16 protein-coding genes are annotated in these 15526 nt (G+C 66.8%); 12 read left to right on the forward strand and 4 right to left on the reverse strand.

Features of this window, described 5'->3' with window-relative positions:
* Positions 1-353 precede the first annotated feature (353 nt).
* The 7 genes from ACFPJ1_RS15515 to ACFPJ1_RS15545 all read left to right on the forward strand — a co-directional run bounded on the left by ACFPJ1_RS15515 (position 354) and on the right by ACFPJ1_RS15545 (position 7481).
* Complete coding sequence (locus tag ACFPJ1_RS15515; RefSeq protein WP_380104348.1) at positions 354-530, forward strand: hypothetical protein; 177 nt, start codon at positions 354-356, stop codon at positions 528-530.
* A 196-nt stretch (positions 531-726) separates the two neighbouring features.
* Positions 727-2712, forward strand: a complete 1986-nt coding sequence (locus ACFPJ1_RS15520) for a heparinase II/III domain-containing protein (RefSeq protein ID WP_380104350.1) — start codon at positions 727-729, stop codon at positions 2710-2712.
* A 166-nt stretch (positions 2713-2878) separates the two neighbouring features.
* On the forward strand, positions 2879-3592 hold the full coding sequence (locus tag ACFPJ1_RS15525; RefSeq protein ID WP_380104352.1) for a 2-phosphosulfolactate phosphatase: 714 nt from the start codon (positions 2879-2881) through the stop codon (positions 3590-3592).
* Between the two features lie 10 nt (positions 3593-3602).
* Entirely contained in the window at positions 3603-4040 is a 438-nt protein-coding gene (locus tag ACFPJ1_RS15530) for a GNAT family N-acetyltransferase (RefSeq protein WP_380104354.1), read from the forward strand.
* 60 nt (positions 4041-4100) lie between these two features.
* Entirely contained in the window at positions 4101-4544 is a 444-nt protein-coding gene (locus tag ACFPJ1_RS15535; protein WP_380104356.1) for a helix-turn-helix transcriptional regulator, read from the forward strand.
* Between the two features lie 10 nt (positions 4545-4554).
* A complete protein-coding gene (locus ACFPJ1_RS15540) occupies positions 4555-4965 on the forward strand; it encodes a VOC family protein (RefSeq protein ID WP_380104357.1) in 411 nt (136 codons plus the stop codon).
* A 125-nt stretch (positions 4966-5090) separates the two neighbouring features.
* A complete protein-coding gene (locus tag ACFPJ1_RS15545; protein WP_380104359.1) occupies positions 5091-7481 on the forward strand; it encodes an ATP-binding cassette domain-containing protein in 2391 nt (796 codons plus the stop codon).
* A 71-nt stretch (positions 7482-7552) separates the two neighbouring features.
* Here the strand turns inward: ACFPJ1_RS15545 and ACFPJ1_RS15550 are convergent, their stop codons facing one another.
* Positions 7553-8044: a hypothetical protein gene (locus tag ACFPJ1_RS15550; RefSeq protein WP_380104361.1), complete on the reverse strand. Its 492-nt coding sequence runs from the start codon at positions 8042-8044 to the stop codon at positions 7553-7555.
* Positions 8045-8125: 81 nt separating this feature from the next.
* On the opposite strand from ACFPJ1_RS15550, the gene ACFPJ1_RS15555 reads away from it, so the two are divergent.
* The gene (locus ACFPJ1_RS15555) at positions 8126-8653 is read left to right on the forward strand and encodes a hypothetical protein (RefSeq protein WP_380104363.1); all 528 of its coding nucleotides are present in this window, start codon (positions 8126-8128) and stop codon (positions 8651-8653) included.
* A 42-nt stretch (positions 8654-8695) separates the two neighbouring features.
* On the opposite strand, the gene ACFPJ1_RS15560 is transcribed toward ACFPJ1_RS15555, so the two are convergent.
* Positions 8696-9505, reverse strand: coding sequence for an alpha/beta hydrolase (locus tag ACFPJ1_RS15560; protein ID WP_380104365.1), 810 nt, complete (start codon positions 9503-9505; stop codon positions 8696-8698).
* Positions 9506-10070: 565 nt separating this feature from the next.
* Between ACFPJ1_RS15560 and ACFPJ1_RS15565 the strand changes: the two genes are divergently transcribed.
* The 3 genes from ACFPJ1_RS15565 to ACFPJ1_RS15575 all read left to right on the forward strand — a co-directional run bounded on the left by ACFPJ1_RS15565 (position 10071) and on the right by ACFPJ1_RS15575 (position 12444).
* Positions 10071-10844, forward strand: a complete 774-nt coding sequence (locus ACFPJ1_RS15565) for an alpha/beta fold hydrolase (protein ID WP_380104367.1) — start codon at positions 10071-10073, stop codon at positions 10842-10844.
* A gap of 531 nt (positions 10845-11375) precedes the next feature.
* Positions 11376-11645, forward strand: a complete 270-nt coding sequence (locus tag ACFPJ1_RS15570) for a hypothetical protein (RefSeq protein ID WP_380104369.1) — start codon at positions 11376-11378, stop codon at positions 11643-11645.
* 418 nt (positions 11646-12063) lie between these two features.
* Positions 12064-12444, forward strand: coding sequence for a RidA family protein (locus ACFPJ1_RS15575; RefSeq protein ID WP_380104371.1), 381 nt, complete (start codon positions 12064-12066; stop codon positions 12442-12444).
* Positions 12445-13541: 1097 nt separating this feature from the next.
* Here ACFPJ1_RS15575 and ACFPJ1_RS15580 read toward each other — a convergent pair.
* Entirely contained in the window at positions 13542-14207 is a 666-nt protein-coding gene (locus ACFPJ1_RS15580) for a Type 1 glutamine amidotransferase-like domain-containing protein (protein WP_380104373.1), read from the reverse strand.
* Between the two features lie 341 nt (positions 14208-14548).
* Between ACFPJ1_RS15580 and ACFPJ1_RS15585 the strand changes: the two genes are divergently transcribed.
* Positions 14549-14917: a hypothetical protein gene (locus tag ACFPJ1_RS15585; protein WP_380104375.1), complete on the forward strand. Its 369-nt coding sequence runs from the start codon at positions 14549-14551 to the stop codon at positions 14915-14917.
* Here the strand turns inward: ACFPJ1_RS15585 and ACFPJ1_RS15590 are convergent.
* Entirely contained in the window at positions 14901-15440 is a 540-nt protein-coding gene (locus ACFPJ1_RS15590) for a GNAT family N-acetyltransferase (protein ID WP_380104377.1), read from the reverse strand. The two genes, ACFPJ1_RS15585 and ACFPJ1_RS15590, sit on opposite strands and share 17 nt — an antisense overlap.
* Between the last annotated feature and the right edge of the window lie 86 nt (positions 15441-15526).

Consider the following 15526-nt stretch of genomic DNA (forward strand, 5'->3'; position numbering starts at 1 on the left):
CCCGCGCTGAGGGGGTTCGCCCACTGTCAGAACAATGGGCGAACCCCCAGAGGAGGCAGCGAACCCCCAGAGCACCAGGGAGGCTTCGCCTCTGACCGCCGAGTGTGGGGCTGGCGAGCCCCCTCCTCGCCGACCACTCCCCCCCGCCCCCACCGAAGCCCGACAAGCACTGGCCAGCATCGACCGCCACGTCCGCAGCCGCATCGACCACGAACGCCTCGCAAAAGCCGCCTGAAAACCTCACCACAAACGCCACACTCCTCGCGGCCACGCACCGCTAGTACGGCGCCTCCGCCCGCGGCACGCAGTACGGCCTCTTCTCCCGCACTGTTCGCTGCGGCATGCTGGGGAGCATGTGGAAGCCCTGGGGACGCAAGCGCAGCAGCCGGCCACCGGCTGTGCCGGCCTCCACCAAGTCCCCGGACAGCGCTCAGGCTGACGACTCGTCAACCCACCGGCAAGCTCCGCCCGCCGAGGTCGCCAACCTCCGTGCCCGCCTCACCAGCGAAGGCTTCAGCTACCGGCACTGACCCCTGGTACTGCGATCCGCCGGGCCCCGTCGGACATGACCTGGGTCACCCCCTAGAGTCCCCGGGAGTAGGTGCTGCACCAATTCTCGTTGCGTTTCGGCAACTTTCTGCCCGATCTGGTCATCGGGTGTAACAGAAAGCGTCTCTAGCACGGTGTAGCAGCGGCTTGCACCGTGAAACTAGCTGGGGGTTTGTGATGGGTGGGAAATTCTCACGATGGGTCGGACTGGTCGCCGGATTCGGCGTACTGGCCGGCCTCGGGGGCGGGCTGGTAGCCCCCGGAGGCGGTTCTACGGCGGTGGCCGCGGGACCGACCAAACCGCCGATCGCGGTGCTGCCCGACCTTCCGGAACCGGAGTTCGCGCAGTTCGAGGAAGGCAAGAGCAACGTCGTGCCGCCGACCGCGGTAGCGGCGAAGGACATCACCACGGCGGCGCCGCGCCGGGCCGCCGACGGCAAGCTGGTCGCGGGGTCGTACACCTGCCCGGGTTTCAGCGGCATCGACACCCCGAACCCGGTGGCGAACCTCCTCAACGACACCTACACCTGGGGCCCGTACGCGCCGTACAAGGTGGGTGACGGCAGCGGCAACATCAACTGGCGGCTCAACCCGTACAAGAACCCGAGCTGGTACATGTGGCTGCATTCGCTGCGCTGGCTCGGCCAGGGCATCGTGGCCGCCAGCACGGGCGACACGGTGGCGATGAACCGGGTGACCACGATCGTGCGCGACTGGGTCACGGACAACCCGTACTCGTGGAAGGCCGACGTCGGCGCGTACGAGGCGACGATGCACCGGACCAACGTGCTGATCTGCGTCCGTCAGGCAGTCATCTCCGGCCTGGGCGTGACCACGCTGCCGGCGGAGTACTCGTGGCTCGACACCGCGCTCACCCAGCACGCCACGTTCCTGATCAACAACTGGAGCGGCGCCTGGAACCACGGAACGGACGAGAGCATCGCTCTGTTCGGCATCGGGTGCACGCTGAACCGCGCCGACTACAAGACCACGGCGCAGACCCGCCTGGCGCAGGGCATCACCACCTCGATCGACTCCCAGGGGTCCACCAACGAGCAGTCGACGGCGTACGCGCAGTTCAACTACTCGCTCTGGGGCCGGGCGGTCACCGTGCTGCAGCAGTGCGGAGCCGACCCCGGTACGACGATCAACACCCGGCGCGCGTTGATGGCCAACTGGCTCGCGCTCGCCACGAACTCCCTGGGCAAGTACGCCCAGATCGGCGACTCCGAGGTCGTTGCCACCAACCCCTATGCCGGTACGCCGATGGAGTACGCCGGTACGAAGGGCGCGTCGGGTACGCCGTCAGCCGACCGGGTGAAGGTGTACAACGCGGGATACGTGTTCGGCCGGACCGGCTGGGGCCAGACGAGGCCGTTCACGCAGGAGTCGGCGTACAGCATCCGCTTCGGACCGGGGCGCGCCGTGCACGGGCACAGCGACCACATGGGGATCACCTACACCGCCAAGGGCCGCGACATCCTCATCAACGGTGGTCACGCCGGCTACCAGAACGACGCCTGGCGCACCTGGGCGAAGGGACAGTTCTCCGCCAACTCGATGACGACGCCGCTGTCCGCCGAGACCCTCCCGGTCACCAAGCTGAACCGCCAGGTGGTCAAGGCCAACGCGGAGTTCTTCGAGTTCTCCGACGTCCCCGGCTCCGGGATCAGCCGCACCCGCGGCTACCTGGTGCTGAAGGATCCCGACCTGATCGTGTCCCTGGACCGGGCGACCTCGAAGACGGCGCAACAGTTCCAGACGTTGTGGCACATGCCGTCAGACCAGAAGGCCACGGTGTACTCGCGGACGACGGCGATCGCGGCGAAGCCGGGTGACACCAGCCGGACGATCCTCTTCCAGGTCCCGTTCCGGCAGGCACTGCCGGCGGGCGCCATCTTGATCAAGCAGGCGCAGACCAACCCGATCCAGGGCTGGCACTACCCGAACATCTTCACCCGCAACTCGGCGCCGACGCTGATGTTCGCCCGCTCGGGCTACTCATCCTCGATCCTGTCGTTCATCGCCCCGGTCAAGGCGACCGGCTCGGTCACCTACAAGGGACGTTGGTCGGGCACGACGTACGTCATCGACCTCGTCGTCGCCGGCGTGAAGACCTCGGTCGGCATCACCTCGGGCGGCGCACTCTTCCGCGCCGCATAAGCAGTACTCAGTGGCGGGCCGGCGTCTGAAATCAGGCGCCGGCCCCGTCGTTCGAGTGGCATCCTGAACCCCGTGAAGCGAGTGGTGGTCGCCTGCTGGCTCGGTGCCCTTTGACTGCGTGTGCTCCCCGGCCGTGCGAGGCTTCCGGGCAATGAGGAGCTTCAGCGTGGTTCATCTCCGGGACCGGCCGGCGCTGACCGAGGTGGTCGTCGTGATCGACGTCATCGGTGCGTTCACCACCGCAGCAGCCGCCTTCGCCGCAGGTGCGGACCGGATCGTTTGTGTCGAGAAGCTGGACGAGGCTTTCACGCTGCGGGATCTGAGCCCTCGCGCTGTCCTGATGGGCGAGGAGCACGGCCAACGCCCGGAGGGTTTCCACCTCGGCAACTCCCCGGTCGAAGTCGCCGCGGCCGACCTCACCGGGGCGCACGTGATCCAGCGAACCTCGAACGGAACCCGCGGCCTCGCCGCCGCCCGTCGAGCCACCGCGCTCCTCGCCGCCGCGGCAACGAACATCACCGCCACCGCCCGCTGGATCGCCGAGCACCATCCGCACTCCCCCGTAACGGCCCTCTGCACCGGAGACACCTCAGAAGACGAGGCCTGCGCAGTACACCTGGGCGCACTTCTGCGCGGTACCAGCCCGGCCCCAGCGGATCTTGCGAGCGCAGTACGGGCTGCAGGTGCGGAGCACGCAGCGATCTGGCGGAACCCAACGCATCCGAAGCATGACGGCTTCACCGCCGACCTCGAGGCATGCAGCATGGTCGACCACTACGACTTCGCCATGGTCGGCCGCCTTCTGGACACCACCGTCGAACTGCGCCCGGTCGTCTGTGCTGGCCGACCGGCTACTGCTGACGGTCGGGGAGATCAGTAGGGTGCCGAGCGTGACAGTCACAGTCGAGGTACTCACCGAGATCACCGACGAGGTGACCGCGGCCTTCGCCCGCCTCCTCCCGCAGCTCTCCAGCTCCGCCCCAACGCTTGACGGGGAAGCCCTGCGCCGCATGGTGTCCCACGAAGCCAACACGATCCTGATCGCCCGCACCCCGGACGCGATCGTCGGCACCCTCACGCTGGTGCTGTTCCCGATCCCCACCGGCCTGCGAGCCCGCATCGAAGACGTAGTAGTCGACGATTCGACCCGAGGCCAAGGCATCGGCGCCGCCCTGACCAACGAAGCCCTTCGCCTGGCTCAATCCGCCGGCGCCCGTTCGGTCGACCTGACCTCGCGCCCCGACCGTACCTCCGCCAACCACCTCTACCAACGCCTGGGCTTCCAGCCCCGCAACTCCCAGGTCTACCGCTTCACCCCGGACCAATAGGTACGCCGTACTGCGTCAGCGCTCGACTGCTGGGCCTTGGGATGTGGCACGATCTTTAGCGTGACCAGCAAAACCGACGGGGCGCAGCGCTTGAGTGATCTTGCGCGGCTGCGGCGTGTCCGCGACCGGATCGACCGGGAGTACACGCAGCCGCTGGATGTCGAGGCGCTCGCCCGCGGCGCACACATGTCGGCGGGGCACCTGAGCCGCGAGTTCCGGGCCGCCTACGGTGAGTCGCCGTACGGCTACCTGATGACGCGACGCATCGAGCGTGCGATGTCCCTGCTGCGTCGTGGCGACATGAGCGTCACCGAAGTCTGTTTCGCGGTCGGCTGCTCGTCGCTGGGGACCTTCAGCACGCGTTTCACCGAGTTGGTCGGCGTACCGCCCAGCGTCTACCGGCGGGAGGCGACGCGCGCGACCGCGGGGATGCCGTCCTGCGTCGCGAAACAGGTGACCAGACCGATCAGGAATCGAGAAGCGCCGGTCGCCGAGTCGCATTAGCGTGACCGTCATGAACATCACCATTCACGCGAGCTACCTCCCGCACAACGACCCGGACGCCGCGATCGCCTTCTACCGCGACACCCTCGGCTTCGAGGTCCGCAACGACGTCGGCTACCAGGGGATGCGCTGGATCACGGTCGGCCCGCCCGACCAGCCCGGCACGTCCATCGTCCTGCACCCGCCGGCCGCCGACCCCGGCATCACCGAGGAAGAGCGCCGCACCATCACCGAGATGATGGCCAAGGGCACCTACGGCGGCATCAACCTGGCCACTGCCGACCTCGACGCCACCTTCGAGCGGCTGCAGGCCGGCGACGCCGAGGTCGTCCAGGAGCCGACCGACCAGCCGTACGGCGTCCGCGACTGCGCCTTCCGCGACCCCTCGGGCAACATGGTCCGCATCCAGGAACTGCGCTGAGCGACCGGACGCCACGAAGTACGGGCTGAGCGACCGCGGCCACGTAGTACCCGCGGCTGGTTAGATCGAGCCAGGCGACCCTGACGGAGACCGCGAGGGCGGCCCGACTGACAGATGGAGACACCATGAGCACGGCCAAGAAGACGGATAAGCAGCCGCCTGCGCCGCACGTCGGCGACAGCCACGACCTGATCCGCGTCACCGGCGCCCGCGTGAACAACCTCAAGGACGTCAGCATCGAGATCCCGAAGCGCCGGCTGACGGCGTTCACCGGCGTCTCCGGCTCGGGCAAGAGCTCGCTGGTGTTCGGCACCATAGCCGCGGAGTCGCAGCGGCTGATCAACGAGACCTACAGCACGTTCGTGCAGGGCTTCATGCCGACGCTGGCGCGGCCCGAGGTCGACGTACTGGAGGGTCTGACCACGGCGATCATCGTCGACCAGGAGCGGATGGGCGCCAACGTCCGCTCCACCGTCGGCACCGCCACCGACGCGAACGCGATGCTGCGCATCCTCTTCAGCCGGCTCGGAAAGCCCCACATCGGCTCACCCAACGCGTACTCGTTCAACGTCCCGTCGGTGAAGGCCAGCGGTGCGATCACGGTCGAGCGCGGCGGCAAGACGAAGGCGGAGAAGGCGACCTTCAACCGGCTCGGCGGCATGTGTCCGCGCTGCGAGGGGATGGGCTCGGTCACCGACTTCGACCTGACCGCGCTGTACGACGACAGCCTGTCGCTCAACGAGGGCGCGCTGACGATCCCCGGTTACAGCATGGAGGGCTGGTACGGCCGGATCTTCCGCGGCTGCGGCTACTTCGACCCGGACAAGCCGATCCGCAAGTTCACCAAGAAGGAAATGCACGACCTGCTCTACCGGGAGCCGACCAAGATCAAGGTCGAGGGGATCAACCTGACGTACGCCGGTCTGATCCCGCAGATCCAGAAGTCGTTCCTGTCCAAGGACGTCGAGGCGATGCAGCCGCACATCCGCGCCTTCGTGGAGCGGGCGGTGACGTTCACGACCTGTCCCGAGTGCGACGGCACCCGGCTCAGCAAGGAAGCCCTGTCGTCGAAGATCAAGGGCAAGAACATCGCCGACGTCTGCTCGATGCAGATCAGCGACCTGGCCGACTGGGTCAAGGGCCTCGACGAGCCGTCGGTGACCCCGCTGCTCACCGGGCTGCAGCACCTCCTCGACTCGTTCGCGGAGATCGGGCTGGGCTACCTCTCGCTCGACCGGCCGTCGGGCACTCTCTCCGGTGGCGAGTCCCAGCGCACCAGGATGATCCGCCACCTCGGCTCCTCGCTCACCGATGTCACCTACGTCTTCGACGAGCCCACCATCGGCCTGCACCCGCACGACATCCAGCGGATGAACGGCCTCCTGCTGCAACTGCGCGACAAGGGCAACACCGTGCTCGTCGTGGAGCACAAGCCCGAGACGATCGCGATCGCGGACCACGTCGTCGACCTCGGCCCCGGCGCCGGTACTGCGGGCGGCACCATCTGCTACGAGGGCACTCTCGACGGCCTGCGTGCCTCCGACACCATCACCGGCCGCCATCTCGACGACCGGGCCAAGCTCAAGGAGACGGTGCGGACAGCCACCGACAAGCTGGAGATCCGGGGCGCCAACGCCAACAACCTGCAGGACGTGGACGTTGACATCCCGCTCGGGGTGCTCTGCGTGATCACCGGCGTGGCGGGCTCCGGCAAGAGCTCGCTGGTGCGCGGGTCGATGCCCACCGACGCGGGAGTCGTGTCGATCGACCAGGGCGCCATCAAGGGCTCCCGCCGGAGCAACCCAGCGACGTACACAGGGCTGCTCGAACCGATCCGCAAGGCGTTCGCGAAGGCCAACGGTGTAAAGCCGGCCTTGTTCAGCGCGAACTCCGAGGGTGCTTGCCCCGCCTGCAACGGCGCCGGCGTCATCTACACCGACCTGGGCATCATGGCCACCGTCGAATCCACCTGCGAGGAGTGCGAAGGCAAGCGGTTCCAGGCGTCCGTACTGGAGTACGAGTTCGGCGGCCGCAACATCGCCGAAGTACTGGCGATGCCGGTGACCGAGGCCGAGGAGTTCTTCGGTTCGGGCGAGGCGGCCACACCGGCCGCCCACAAGGTCCTCGACCGGCTCGCCGACGTCGGGCTCGGCTACCTCAGCCTCGGCCAGCCGCTCACCACCCTGTCCGGCGGCGAGCGGCAGCGCCTCAAGCTGGCCACGCGCATGGCCGAGAAGGGCGGCATCTACGTCCTCGACGAGCCGACCACCGGCCTCCACCTCGCCGACGTCGAACAACTGCTCGCCCTGCTCGACCGCCTCGTCGACTCCGGCAAGTCCGTCATCGTCATCGAGCATCACCAAGCGGTCATGGCCCACGCCGACTGGATCATCGACCTAGGCCCCGGCGCCGGCCACGACGGCGGCCGCATCGTCTACGAAGGCACCCCCACCGACCTGATCTCCACCCCCACCACCCTTACCGGCAAACACCTCGCGGAATACGTCGCCCCCTGAGCAAGCCTCCACGGGCGCCACTGCGGCGCCCGTGGGGCCTGCTTCCCACAGAGGGGAGGCGGACCCCTCCGTCAGAGCTGCACCTGCTCGATGCACGCCTGGCGCACGATTCCGGCCAGCTCATCATCCGTCCGGCTCCATGGCTCGCCGGGCTCATCGTCGATTGCCCACAGCTCGCCAAGAGGTTGCTCGAAGACCTCGGAGGCGTAGCCGTTGTCAATCACAAGGCCGGCGACCTGGTTGACTACCCACGCCCAGCGGACCCGGCCGCTGAGGTGCATGCGGGCGATGTGGTCGTAGGTGACCTTGAGCGCGGCCTGCCTCGACGACAGATGGGCAACGCCCGTGTCTGCGAGCGCCGCCGGGAGCAGGTCTCGGACCTCACGGGTGTCTTGTCCACTAAGTCCGGCCAATTCCGCCAGCGACTCACCGTCGTACCCCTGCACAAGCCAGTTGGCTGCCCACATCGGTACGCACTCCGCACGCAGGACATCCATGACTACCCACGCCGCAACCAACGCGGGCGTCGGCGTCTCCCCCTCCGGCACGACCTCCTGCAACATGGCGCCATTGTGCTCGGCCGCGCGGAGCGCCGTCATGGGCTTTTGTACCGCTGAGGTTCGCCGTCACCAGCCGGTGCGAATATGTCTTCGCCCGGCGAGGGCTGTGGAAACGGCAGAACAGGCGGCTGCATGAGATTCGTCAGGGTGGAATTCACCAGGGACGGCACTTACTCGGACCCGAGGGACTACCTGGAACAACTGCCGGCTCTGGCCGCCTTGCTGCCTGCCGGAGCGCGGGCCTTCGCCACCGATCCGGAGCACTACAACTACTACGGACAACGGTGCGTCAAGGATCTCAAGCCACAGCACCTGACGGCTGGTGAAGACAACGGCACCAGTTGGCTCGAACTGGGGTTGCGGCACAACTGCTGGAAGCATGAGGAAGACCTGACCATCCGCTACAGCGGTGTGGACCGGGTGACAATGGATCCAGCTGGCGACAACCTGGACGTGACGCACCTGCAAGACGTGATGCTCGATGAAGTTCTCCCCGACGAGCGCGGTTGCAGGCACGAGATCGCGTGCCTTTCCGGGTCGCTGACAATCACCTGCGAAGACCTGGTAGCCATCTGGGCAGATTCCAACTGCCCAGAGCGCGTGCTGCGGTGAAGGCCAGACGACACAGAGGGATCGAGAACTACTTCCGGGTGGTCAGCCGTCTTGGAGCCCGTGGCTGAGCAGCGGCCAGGCCTTGTGGAGTTCTCGCTGCCAGTACACCCAGTTGTGGGTACCGGGCGAGTACAGGTCGATCTGGGCGTCGAGGTGGAGTTCGCGCACGCGCATGACGAACACTTCGTTCTCGGCGCGGAGGGCGCTCTCGGTCTGGTCGAAGGTCGCGCCAGCCGTGTCGAGGGGACCTGGTTGGCCCGATCCGGCGGAGATGTACAGCCGGGTGCCTGCGAGCTTCGCCGCGAGGTCGTACGGGTTGTGCGCCCGCCAGACGTCCACGTCGGTGTCTGGGTCTCCCCACAGCCCGTGCGGGTCCTCACCTTGTGACTGCAGCAGCCCTAGGTACGCCTGCGACTCTGCCGGGGCAAGGCGGGTGTTGACGATGCCGCTGAAGGAGGCGGCAACGGTGAACATTCCTGGGTGGCGGGCGGCGTAACCCAGCGACCCGAGACCGCCCATCGAGACACCGACGACCGCGCGCCGATCATTGGCCCGAAAACGCTCTTTGAGCAGACCTGGCAACTCCTGAAGGTGGAAGGTCTCCCAGTGCGGTCCGGATACCCAGTCGGAGTAGAACCCTGCATTCCCGCCATCCGGCATCACGACCAGGGCGTCCAGGTCTCTCGAGAGCCGCTCGATGTCGGTCGACCTGGTCCAACTGACGTAACTGTCACAGCATCCATGAAGCAGGTACAGCGACGGCCACCGTCGATCCGGGGCGCTGGTGAATCGGCTGGGCAGCAGCAGCCGCACTTGGACGTCCGTACCGATCGCCGGCGACCGCACTGTCATGTCCCAGGTACGGCCCTCCACCTGGTGAGTACTGACGATCTGCGCGGTACCTGCTGCCGGTACTGGCTCGCTCGGCGACGCCTGAGACGTGGAGGGGGTCGACGTAGGCCCAGCAGCAGATCTCGACCCGGAGGGTGCCGTGCCTCCACATGCGACGGCGTAGAAGGTCGTGAGGACAATCAGCCCAGTGACCAGCCCTTGGCGGCACCGAGCAATGTATGAGCGCCGCCTCTTGCTCTGGAGCGGAGGTGTGCTGCCCCTGCCAGTCCCCATGACTACGACGCTCGCACGCAGGCAGACCGCCGACAAGTGTCAGCAACCAGCACGCCGCGTCGCCCTGGTTCTTCCGGCTGGGTGCGGCCCCGCCACGTTGGTCGACAGGAAAATGGTTGGGCAGGTCCGCGTTCAGGTTGATAGCGTCCTCGGAACCGTGACACCGCACGAGGAGGTGAGACCCATGAACGCTGTACGCACGTGGGTGCTCCCCCTCGTCATGGTCGGGCGATTGACGTAGGTGTCGCCGGGAGCGCCTCAACAACAAGGCACTCCCGAAAGGCAACAACCTATGCATACTGTGCGTTTCACCGCGGAGACATCGTCGAACGGTGTCCTCGAACGCGACTTCATCGTGGGCGAAGTCCCTGGCGTCCTCTGGTCGCCCGTATCCGGCTCCGATCATGCCCCGCTGGTGCTGATGGGTCACGGTGGCGGCCTGCACAAGAAGACGCCCGCACTCATGGCCCGCGCCCACGACAGCGTGACCACCCACGGTTTCACCGTGGCCGCCATCGACGCGCCCGGGCACGGCGATCGCCCGCGCACGGTGGAGGACGAGCAGGCCCGCGCCGACCTCAAGCAGGCCATGGCGGCGGGCGAGACCAAGCGCGTCGAGTCGATCACCGGCCGGTACGGCGCCGCACTGGCGCGGCGTGCCGTGCCGGAATGGCAGGCGACCCTGGACGCCCTCCAGCAACTGCCGGAGATCGGCACCGAGGCGCCGATCGGTTACGGCGGCGGCATCACCTTGGGTACCGGGATCGGGATACCGCTGACGGCGATCGAACCCAGGATCACCGCCGCGATCTTCGGCGGCGGATTCGTCGTGGACGAGGCGCTCATCGAGGCGGCGAGGCGAATCACCGTTCCGGTCCAGTTCCTCCTCCCGTGGGACGACGAGCACGTCGACCGCCAATCCGCTCTCGCGTTGTTCGATGCCTTCGCTTCGAAGGAGAAGACGTTGCACGCCAACCCGGGCGATCACCGCAACATCCGCTGGTTCGGGCTCGACGACGAGTTCTTGGTCCGGCATCTCGGCCGGGCCGGCACCTCACCCGCCTGACCTGACCGGTATCGGCGTCGGAATCCACACCGGGCGCCGATACCGCTGTCCCACCTCGTCTTCCGACGGAGCCGATAGGCACCTCGTCGGTACGCGCGTGCGTTCTGGAGCACGCTGCTGTCGACTTCTTGAACCCCTCTCGCGTGTCGGTCCTCTGAGCCGCACGCCGCGGCCAGACCGACGCCCCGACATCGGCACGAGCGCGCGGAGTACGGCCCGTGCGGCGTCGTGCCGCATGATTCGCACTATGGATCCGTCCTTGCCGAAGGTTCGCTCGGAGCGCTGGAGGGCTGACACCCTCGTCTTGTTCGACTGGCTGATCTCGGTCGACCTCAACGCAGTACCGATCACGCATCCGGCAGAGAAACAGGCAGTCGCGGATTTGTTGATCCAGCATCGACCACGGTCTACCGAGCTAGCTGCCATGTCCGGACGTGCGTGCGATTGGCCCACGATGCGGGGCAGAATGGCACAGGCGTCGTGCGAGCGACTTGGTGTCCGGGCCGAGTCCTCTGGGAGATGAGAGGCAGCATGATCGAGGGAGCAGCCATCCTGCTTGTGGGCCTGGTGGCCGGTTACATCGCCGGACGGCGCAATCGGCGCACATCGGCACCGAACACGACCGGGGCGGTGTGCTCATGCCATCACCCTCGTGGCCAGCACCTCGACGGCAAGGGCGCCTGCCAGACCAAGAGCAAGGTAACCGTCAACGGCACCCAGATGTTCGTGCCCTGCTCGTGCCAGATGTACGACGGCCCCGAACCGCTGCCGCAGTTCTATGCACCGGAGATCCAGCCATAACCCCACCGATAAAGCCAAACTCGGCATGAGGCCGTGCGGGCGGATGTCCTCCGTCCACTGATTCGCGACAGATCTTCGCCAGACGACGTGCGACAGTCAGGACGCTGATAGCGGGATGATCGGCGTGCTGTCACCAGTGCTTCGACAGTTCCAGCCGCATCCGGCGATCGTGGTTCGCCACCACGGCTACGACTTCGTCCACGTCACGCTCGTCAGCAAAGCACCGGGGATGCACGTGGTCGGCAGGCTTCTAGACCTGCCGCACGTCCGTAGTCGAGTTCACACTGTCCATTGCTGACCACCACGCTCCTAGACACGAGCGCCGATCCACCAAAATGTCCACGGTTGTCCGGCCGATCCGAGGACGCTTAGCAAAATCAATCTCCCGACTACTGCGGGAGAAACTGGGAGGACCGTCATGGCACGGCAGATCATCACGACCGCGAACGCGCCGAGTTCACCGCTCTACAGCCAGGGAGTCAAGGCCGGACCCCACGTGCTCGTCTCGGGCATCGTCGGCATCGACCCGAGCACCGGCGGCCTCGCCGGAAGCACCGTCCAAGCTCAGACAAGGCAGGCGCTGAGGAACTGCGAGGCGATCCTCCAGGCCGGGGGCGCCGGCCTGGACGACGTCATCGAGGTGGGCGTACTGCTCACAGACCCCGCCGACTTCGCCGGCTTGAACGAGGAGTACGCGCGGTGGTTCCCGTCCGAGCCGCCGACTCGGTACGTCGCCAAGCTCGGCGTCGAACTGCCTGGACTGCTCGTCTCGATCCGGATGACCGCCTTCGTCGGGTGATGCAGCTCGGCGCGAAGGTCAGTTCCTCATCGTTCGGCAACTCGAAGACCTGGCCGCCGCCTGCCACGGACCTTATGCAGAACTGGTGTCGGTCCTCGGCATGGGTGGCTTGCGTCGGGGCGAGTTGCCGGGCTTCAGGTGGGCGACGTTGTCCATGTGCCAGGACGTGGCTGCGGCCTCAGCGGGCTGTCCTCGCCAGTGGTGCGGGCGTTGGTCTGTTCGTGGATACGCCCAAGAACAAGCGTGCTAAGACTGTCCCCCGGTCGGACGACATGGTGGGTGGAGCCGCCTGTCGGAATCGAACCGACCACCTTCTCCTTACGAGTCCGTTGCCCTGAGCCCCAACTACGCGACGACTCCGACCCTGAGCAGGGATCGTCCTCAGTGGCCGGGGGTCGTTGACGGCTGTTCACGGTCCTTCGGGGCACCTCGGGGCACCATTCCCTCTCAGCCGACGTACCTCCGCGAGCAAGCGGGGAATGTCCTGCCGGGCGTATGCGACGAAATCGAGGTCAGCCACGGATGCCGGAACAACGGCACCTGTGACTGCTCGGGATAGTTACAGGTCCGGCTCATCGTCACTGTCACTGACCCGGATGAAGTCATCCCACCCAGATGATCACGGCCCTCAACGAACGACTTCCAAGGCGCTGGGCTAGCTGCTGCGGCACGCCGTTCGATCTCGTCGAGCTCGCCGTCAGTCAGTGGTCCTCCCGCGTTCTCGTTCATCGAGCCATCTTCTGGGATGGCAGCCTGTACCGCCACCCCGCGTCTTCCCGACCTCGCCGGAGGCAATGTCTGGGGCTCTGCAGAAAGACACCGAGAGCGGGCGGGCGGTGAACGGCCGGAGGCCGCATGCGCACGGCCGGGCCGCGCGCCGAAGGCGCCTTGATCCATAAGAGGTCCATTCGGCAGGTGACCACCGATACTCGATGTCCTCCGTTGACTGATGCGCGACTGTCGTCCGCCAGGTGATCTGCGACAGTGTGAAAGCGCGGATCGCGGCAATGAGCGGTCAGGCTATGCCGTCGGTCGGCGGGGTGACCCAGCACGACGCCTCAGAGGGGGCGCTGGGACACTCCGATCGCAGTTGGCGGCTATGCGGGGAAGGCCTTCCAGTGCCCTTCGGAGATGACCTCGACGGTGCCGTCGGTCACCTTGATGGCGGTCTGGTCGTCGATCGCGTACGCCGGACCTGCGATGTCGGCGGCCCATCTCTCCGCATCGGCCATGGTGTTGTCCGGCATGAGCTCGTGGTCCAGGTGCGGGTAGATCGAGAAGTCGACGACCCCCAGCGTGCGGTCGTCCAGGGCAGAAGGCCAGTTGACGAAGCCGTCACCGATCCGCGGTGTCATCACCATGCTGCCGGCGCTCAGCCCCACCCAGACCGTCTCGGGTAGCGACGAGATGACCTCCGACAGCCCTGACTGCCGCATCCAGTGGTACAGGTACGACGCGTCGCCACCGTCCACCAGCAACACGTCGGCCTCGCGGACCCACGGCACCCACCGCTCCTCGCCGATGCTGGGCAGCGCGGTGAGTTCGAGGACGCCCACGGATGCCCAGCCCAGGCTGGTCATGAGAAACGGAGGCTCGCCGGTGACGACGCCTCGCACCGAGGCGGGTCCCAACATCGGGTGGCCCCAATGTGCCGTGGGGATGCAGAGCGCACGGGACTCGGAGATCGGCTTGCCCAGCAGATCGACCAGCCCAGCGCGGATGCTCCCGTTCGTAACGCCTCCCGATGTGAGAAGGAGCTTCACAACGCCTCCCGAGTCGGGTGCGACGGATTCGTGTGGCATACAGACCGTGGACGCGTCATTGCCTGACTCCTTGTCTTGGCGCCCTCGAATGGCCGCCATTCACCTGTTCCACGAACGCCGCGTTCCGGATCCGACACTCTGCCATAAAATTCGGCGGGCCTCCGCCTGCGCGCACAGTCATCGGCTGCATGTTGAAATGCCCATAGGACCGATTCTGGCGAGGCTTGGTCCAGGTGCTCGGCTCGTCGCTCGCTTTTCGGCAACCCACGCTGGTCGTGTGGCTCTCATTTGGCCTGCGCGGGCCGGGCACTGCCAGGGCCAGGAGAGGCTCAAGAGGGGTTTTGCGGCTCGAAGCAGCGTTGCCCTCCCGGCTCGACAACCAGTGGCTGGATCGAGCATCGGAGGATTCCAGTGAGCTCACCATCAGAGCGCTGGTCATCGGCATGGACCCGCACAAGCGTTCAGCAACCGTCGAGATCATGTCCGCGCACGAGACCATCCTCGGTGGCGGCCGGTTCGGCACCGACCGCGACGGCTACGCCGCCATGCTTCGCTACGCAAGACACTGGTCGGACCGGGTCTGGGCGATCGCCGTCACCGCGATGCCTTCGGGACCGAGTACGCGGGCAAGTCGCGGTTGCAGGCCGCTCGCGCGTGGATGGGCGGGTACTCCCCGGCGGTTTCGTCGCAAACTCAAGCAGACGGCGTGACCGGGGACCGCAGGCCGAGCCACTGCTCGGCGTCCCAGGCCTCGAACCGCTCTACCTCGGTGAACCCCAGCTTTGCCGCGAGGCGCATCGAGCCGACGTTGGCGCTCTGGGTGGTGAGCACCACCGGCTCGCCGGGAAGCGTGCCGTCGAACCAGTCGAGTGCCGCCGCGCACGCCTCGGCGGCGTACCCGAATCCCCACGCCTGCGGCAGGAACAGGTAACCGAGATCGGCCTTCCCTGTGGCAGCCGGGCGACTATGCCCCGTTGCTCTCCTGAGCAGGATCTGGCCGATCATCGCCCCGTCGAGATCAACGACGAAACTCCCGGGCCACCGCTCGGGCGCCCCGGGCATCTCGCGCTCAAGCTCGTCACGCGGCCGGGGGCCGCCGAGGTAGGTGTGCACCTCTGGCGATGCCAGCAGCTCGATGAACGCTGAACGGTCCCGGGCCTCGGACTCACGGAGCACGAGCCTCTCGGTCTTGATCGGCTCAGGCGGCCAGGCGACGGTTCCGAGCTCAGACATGTCGGCCAGCTAATCAGCAGACTCGGCAGCGATCAAGACTCGCGGACCGATCAACCCACCGGCCTCCTGGGGCAGGCCTCGGCGGC

It is taken from the genome of Kribbella qitaiheensis (genome assembly GCF_042657745.1).
GTDB lineage: Bacteria > Actinomycetota > Actinomycetes > Propionibacteriales > Kribbellaceae > Kribbella > Kribbella qitaiheensis.

Coding starts and splice junctions, on each gene's coding strand:
- ACFPJ1_RS15515 (WP_380104348.1), top strand. CDS start 354: ATGTGGAAGCCCTGGGGACGCAAGCGCAGCAGCCGGCCACCGGCTGTG.
- ACFPJ1_RS15520 (WP_380104350.1), top strand. CDS start 727: ATGGGTGGGAAATTCTCACGATGGGTCGGACTGGTCGCCGGATTCGGC.
- ACFPJ1_RS15540 (WP_380104357.1), top strand. CDS start 4,555: ATGAACATCACCATTCACGCGAGCTACCTCCCGCACAACGACCCGGAC.
- ACFPJ1_RS15545 (WP_380104359.1), top strand. CDS start 5,091: ATGAGCACGGCCAAGAAGACGGATAAGCAGCCGCCTGCGCCGCACGTC.
- ACFPJ1_RS15550 (WP_380104361.1), bottom strand. CDS start 8,044: ATGTTGCAGGAGGTCGTGCCGGAGGGGGAGACGCCGACGCCCGCGTTG.
- ACFPJ1_RS15555 (WP_380104363.1), top strand. CDS start 8,126: ATGTCTTCGCCCGGCGAGGGCTGTGGAAACGGCAGAACAGGCGGCTGC.
- ACFPJ1_RS15560 (WP_380104365.1), bottom strand. CDS start 9,505: ATGACAGTGCGGTCGCCGGCGATCGGTACGGACGTCCAAGTGCGGCTG.
- ACFPJ1_RS15565 (WP_380104367.1), top strand. CDS start 10,071: ATGCATACTGTGCGTTTCACCGCGGAGACATCGTCGAACGGTGTCCTC.
- ACFPJ1_RS15570 (WP_380104369.1), top strand. CDS start 11,376: ATGATCGAGGGAGCAGCCATCCTGCTTGTGGGCCTGGTGGCCGGTTAC.
- ACFPJ1_RS15575 (WP_380104371.1), top strand. CDS start 12,064: ATGGCACGGCAGATCATCACGACCGCGAACGCGCCGAGTTCACCGCTC.
- ACFPJ1_RS15590 (WP_380104377.1), bottom strand. CDS start 15,440: ATGTCTGAGCTCGGAACCGTCGCCTGGCCGCCTGAGCCGATCAAGACC.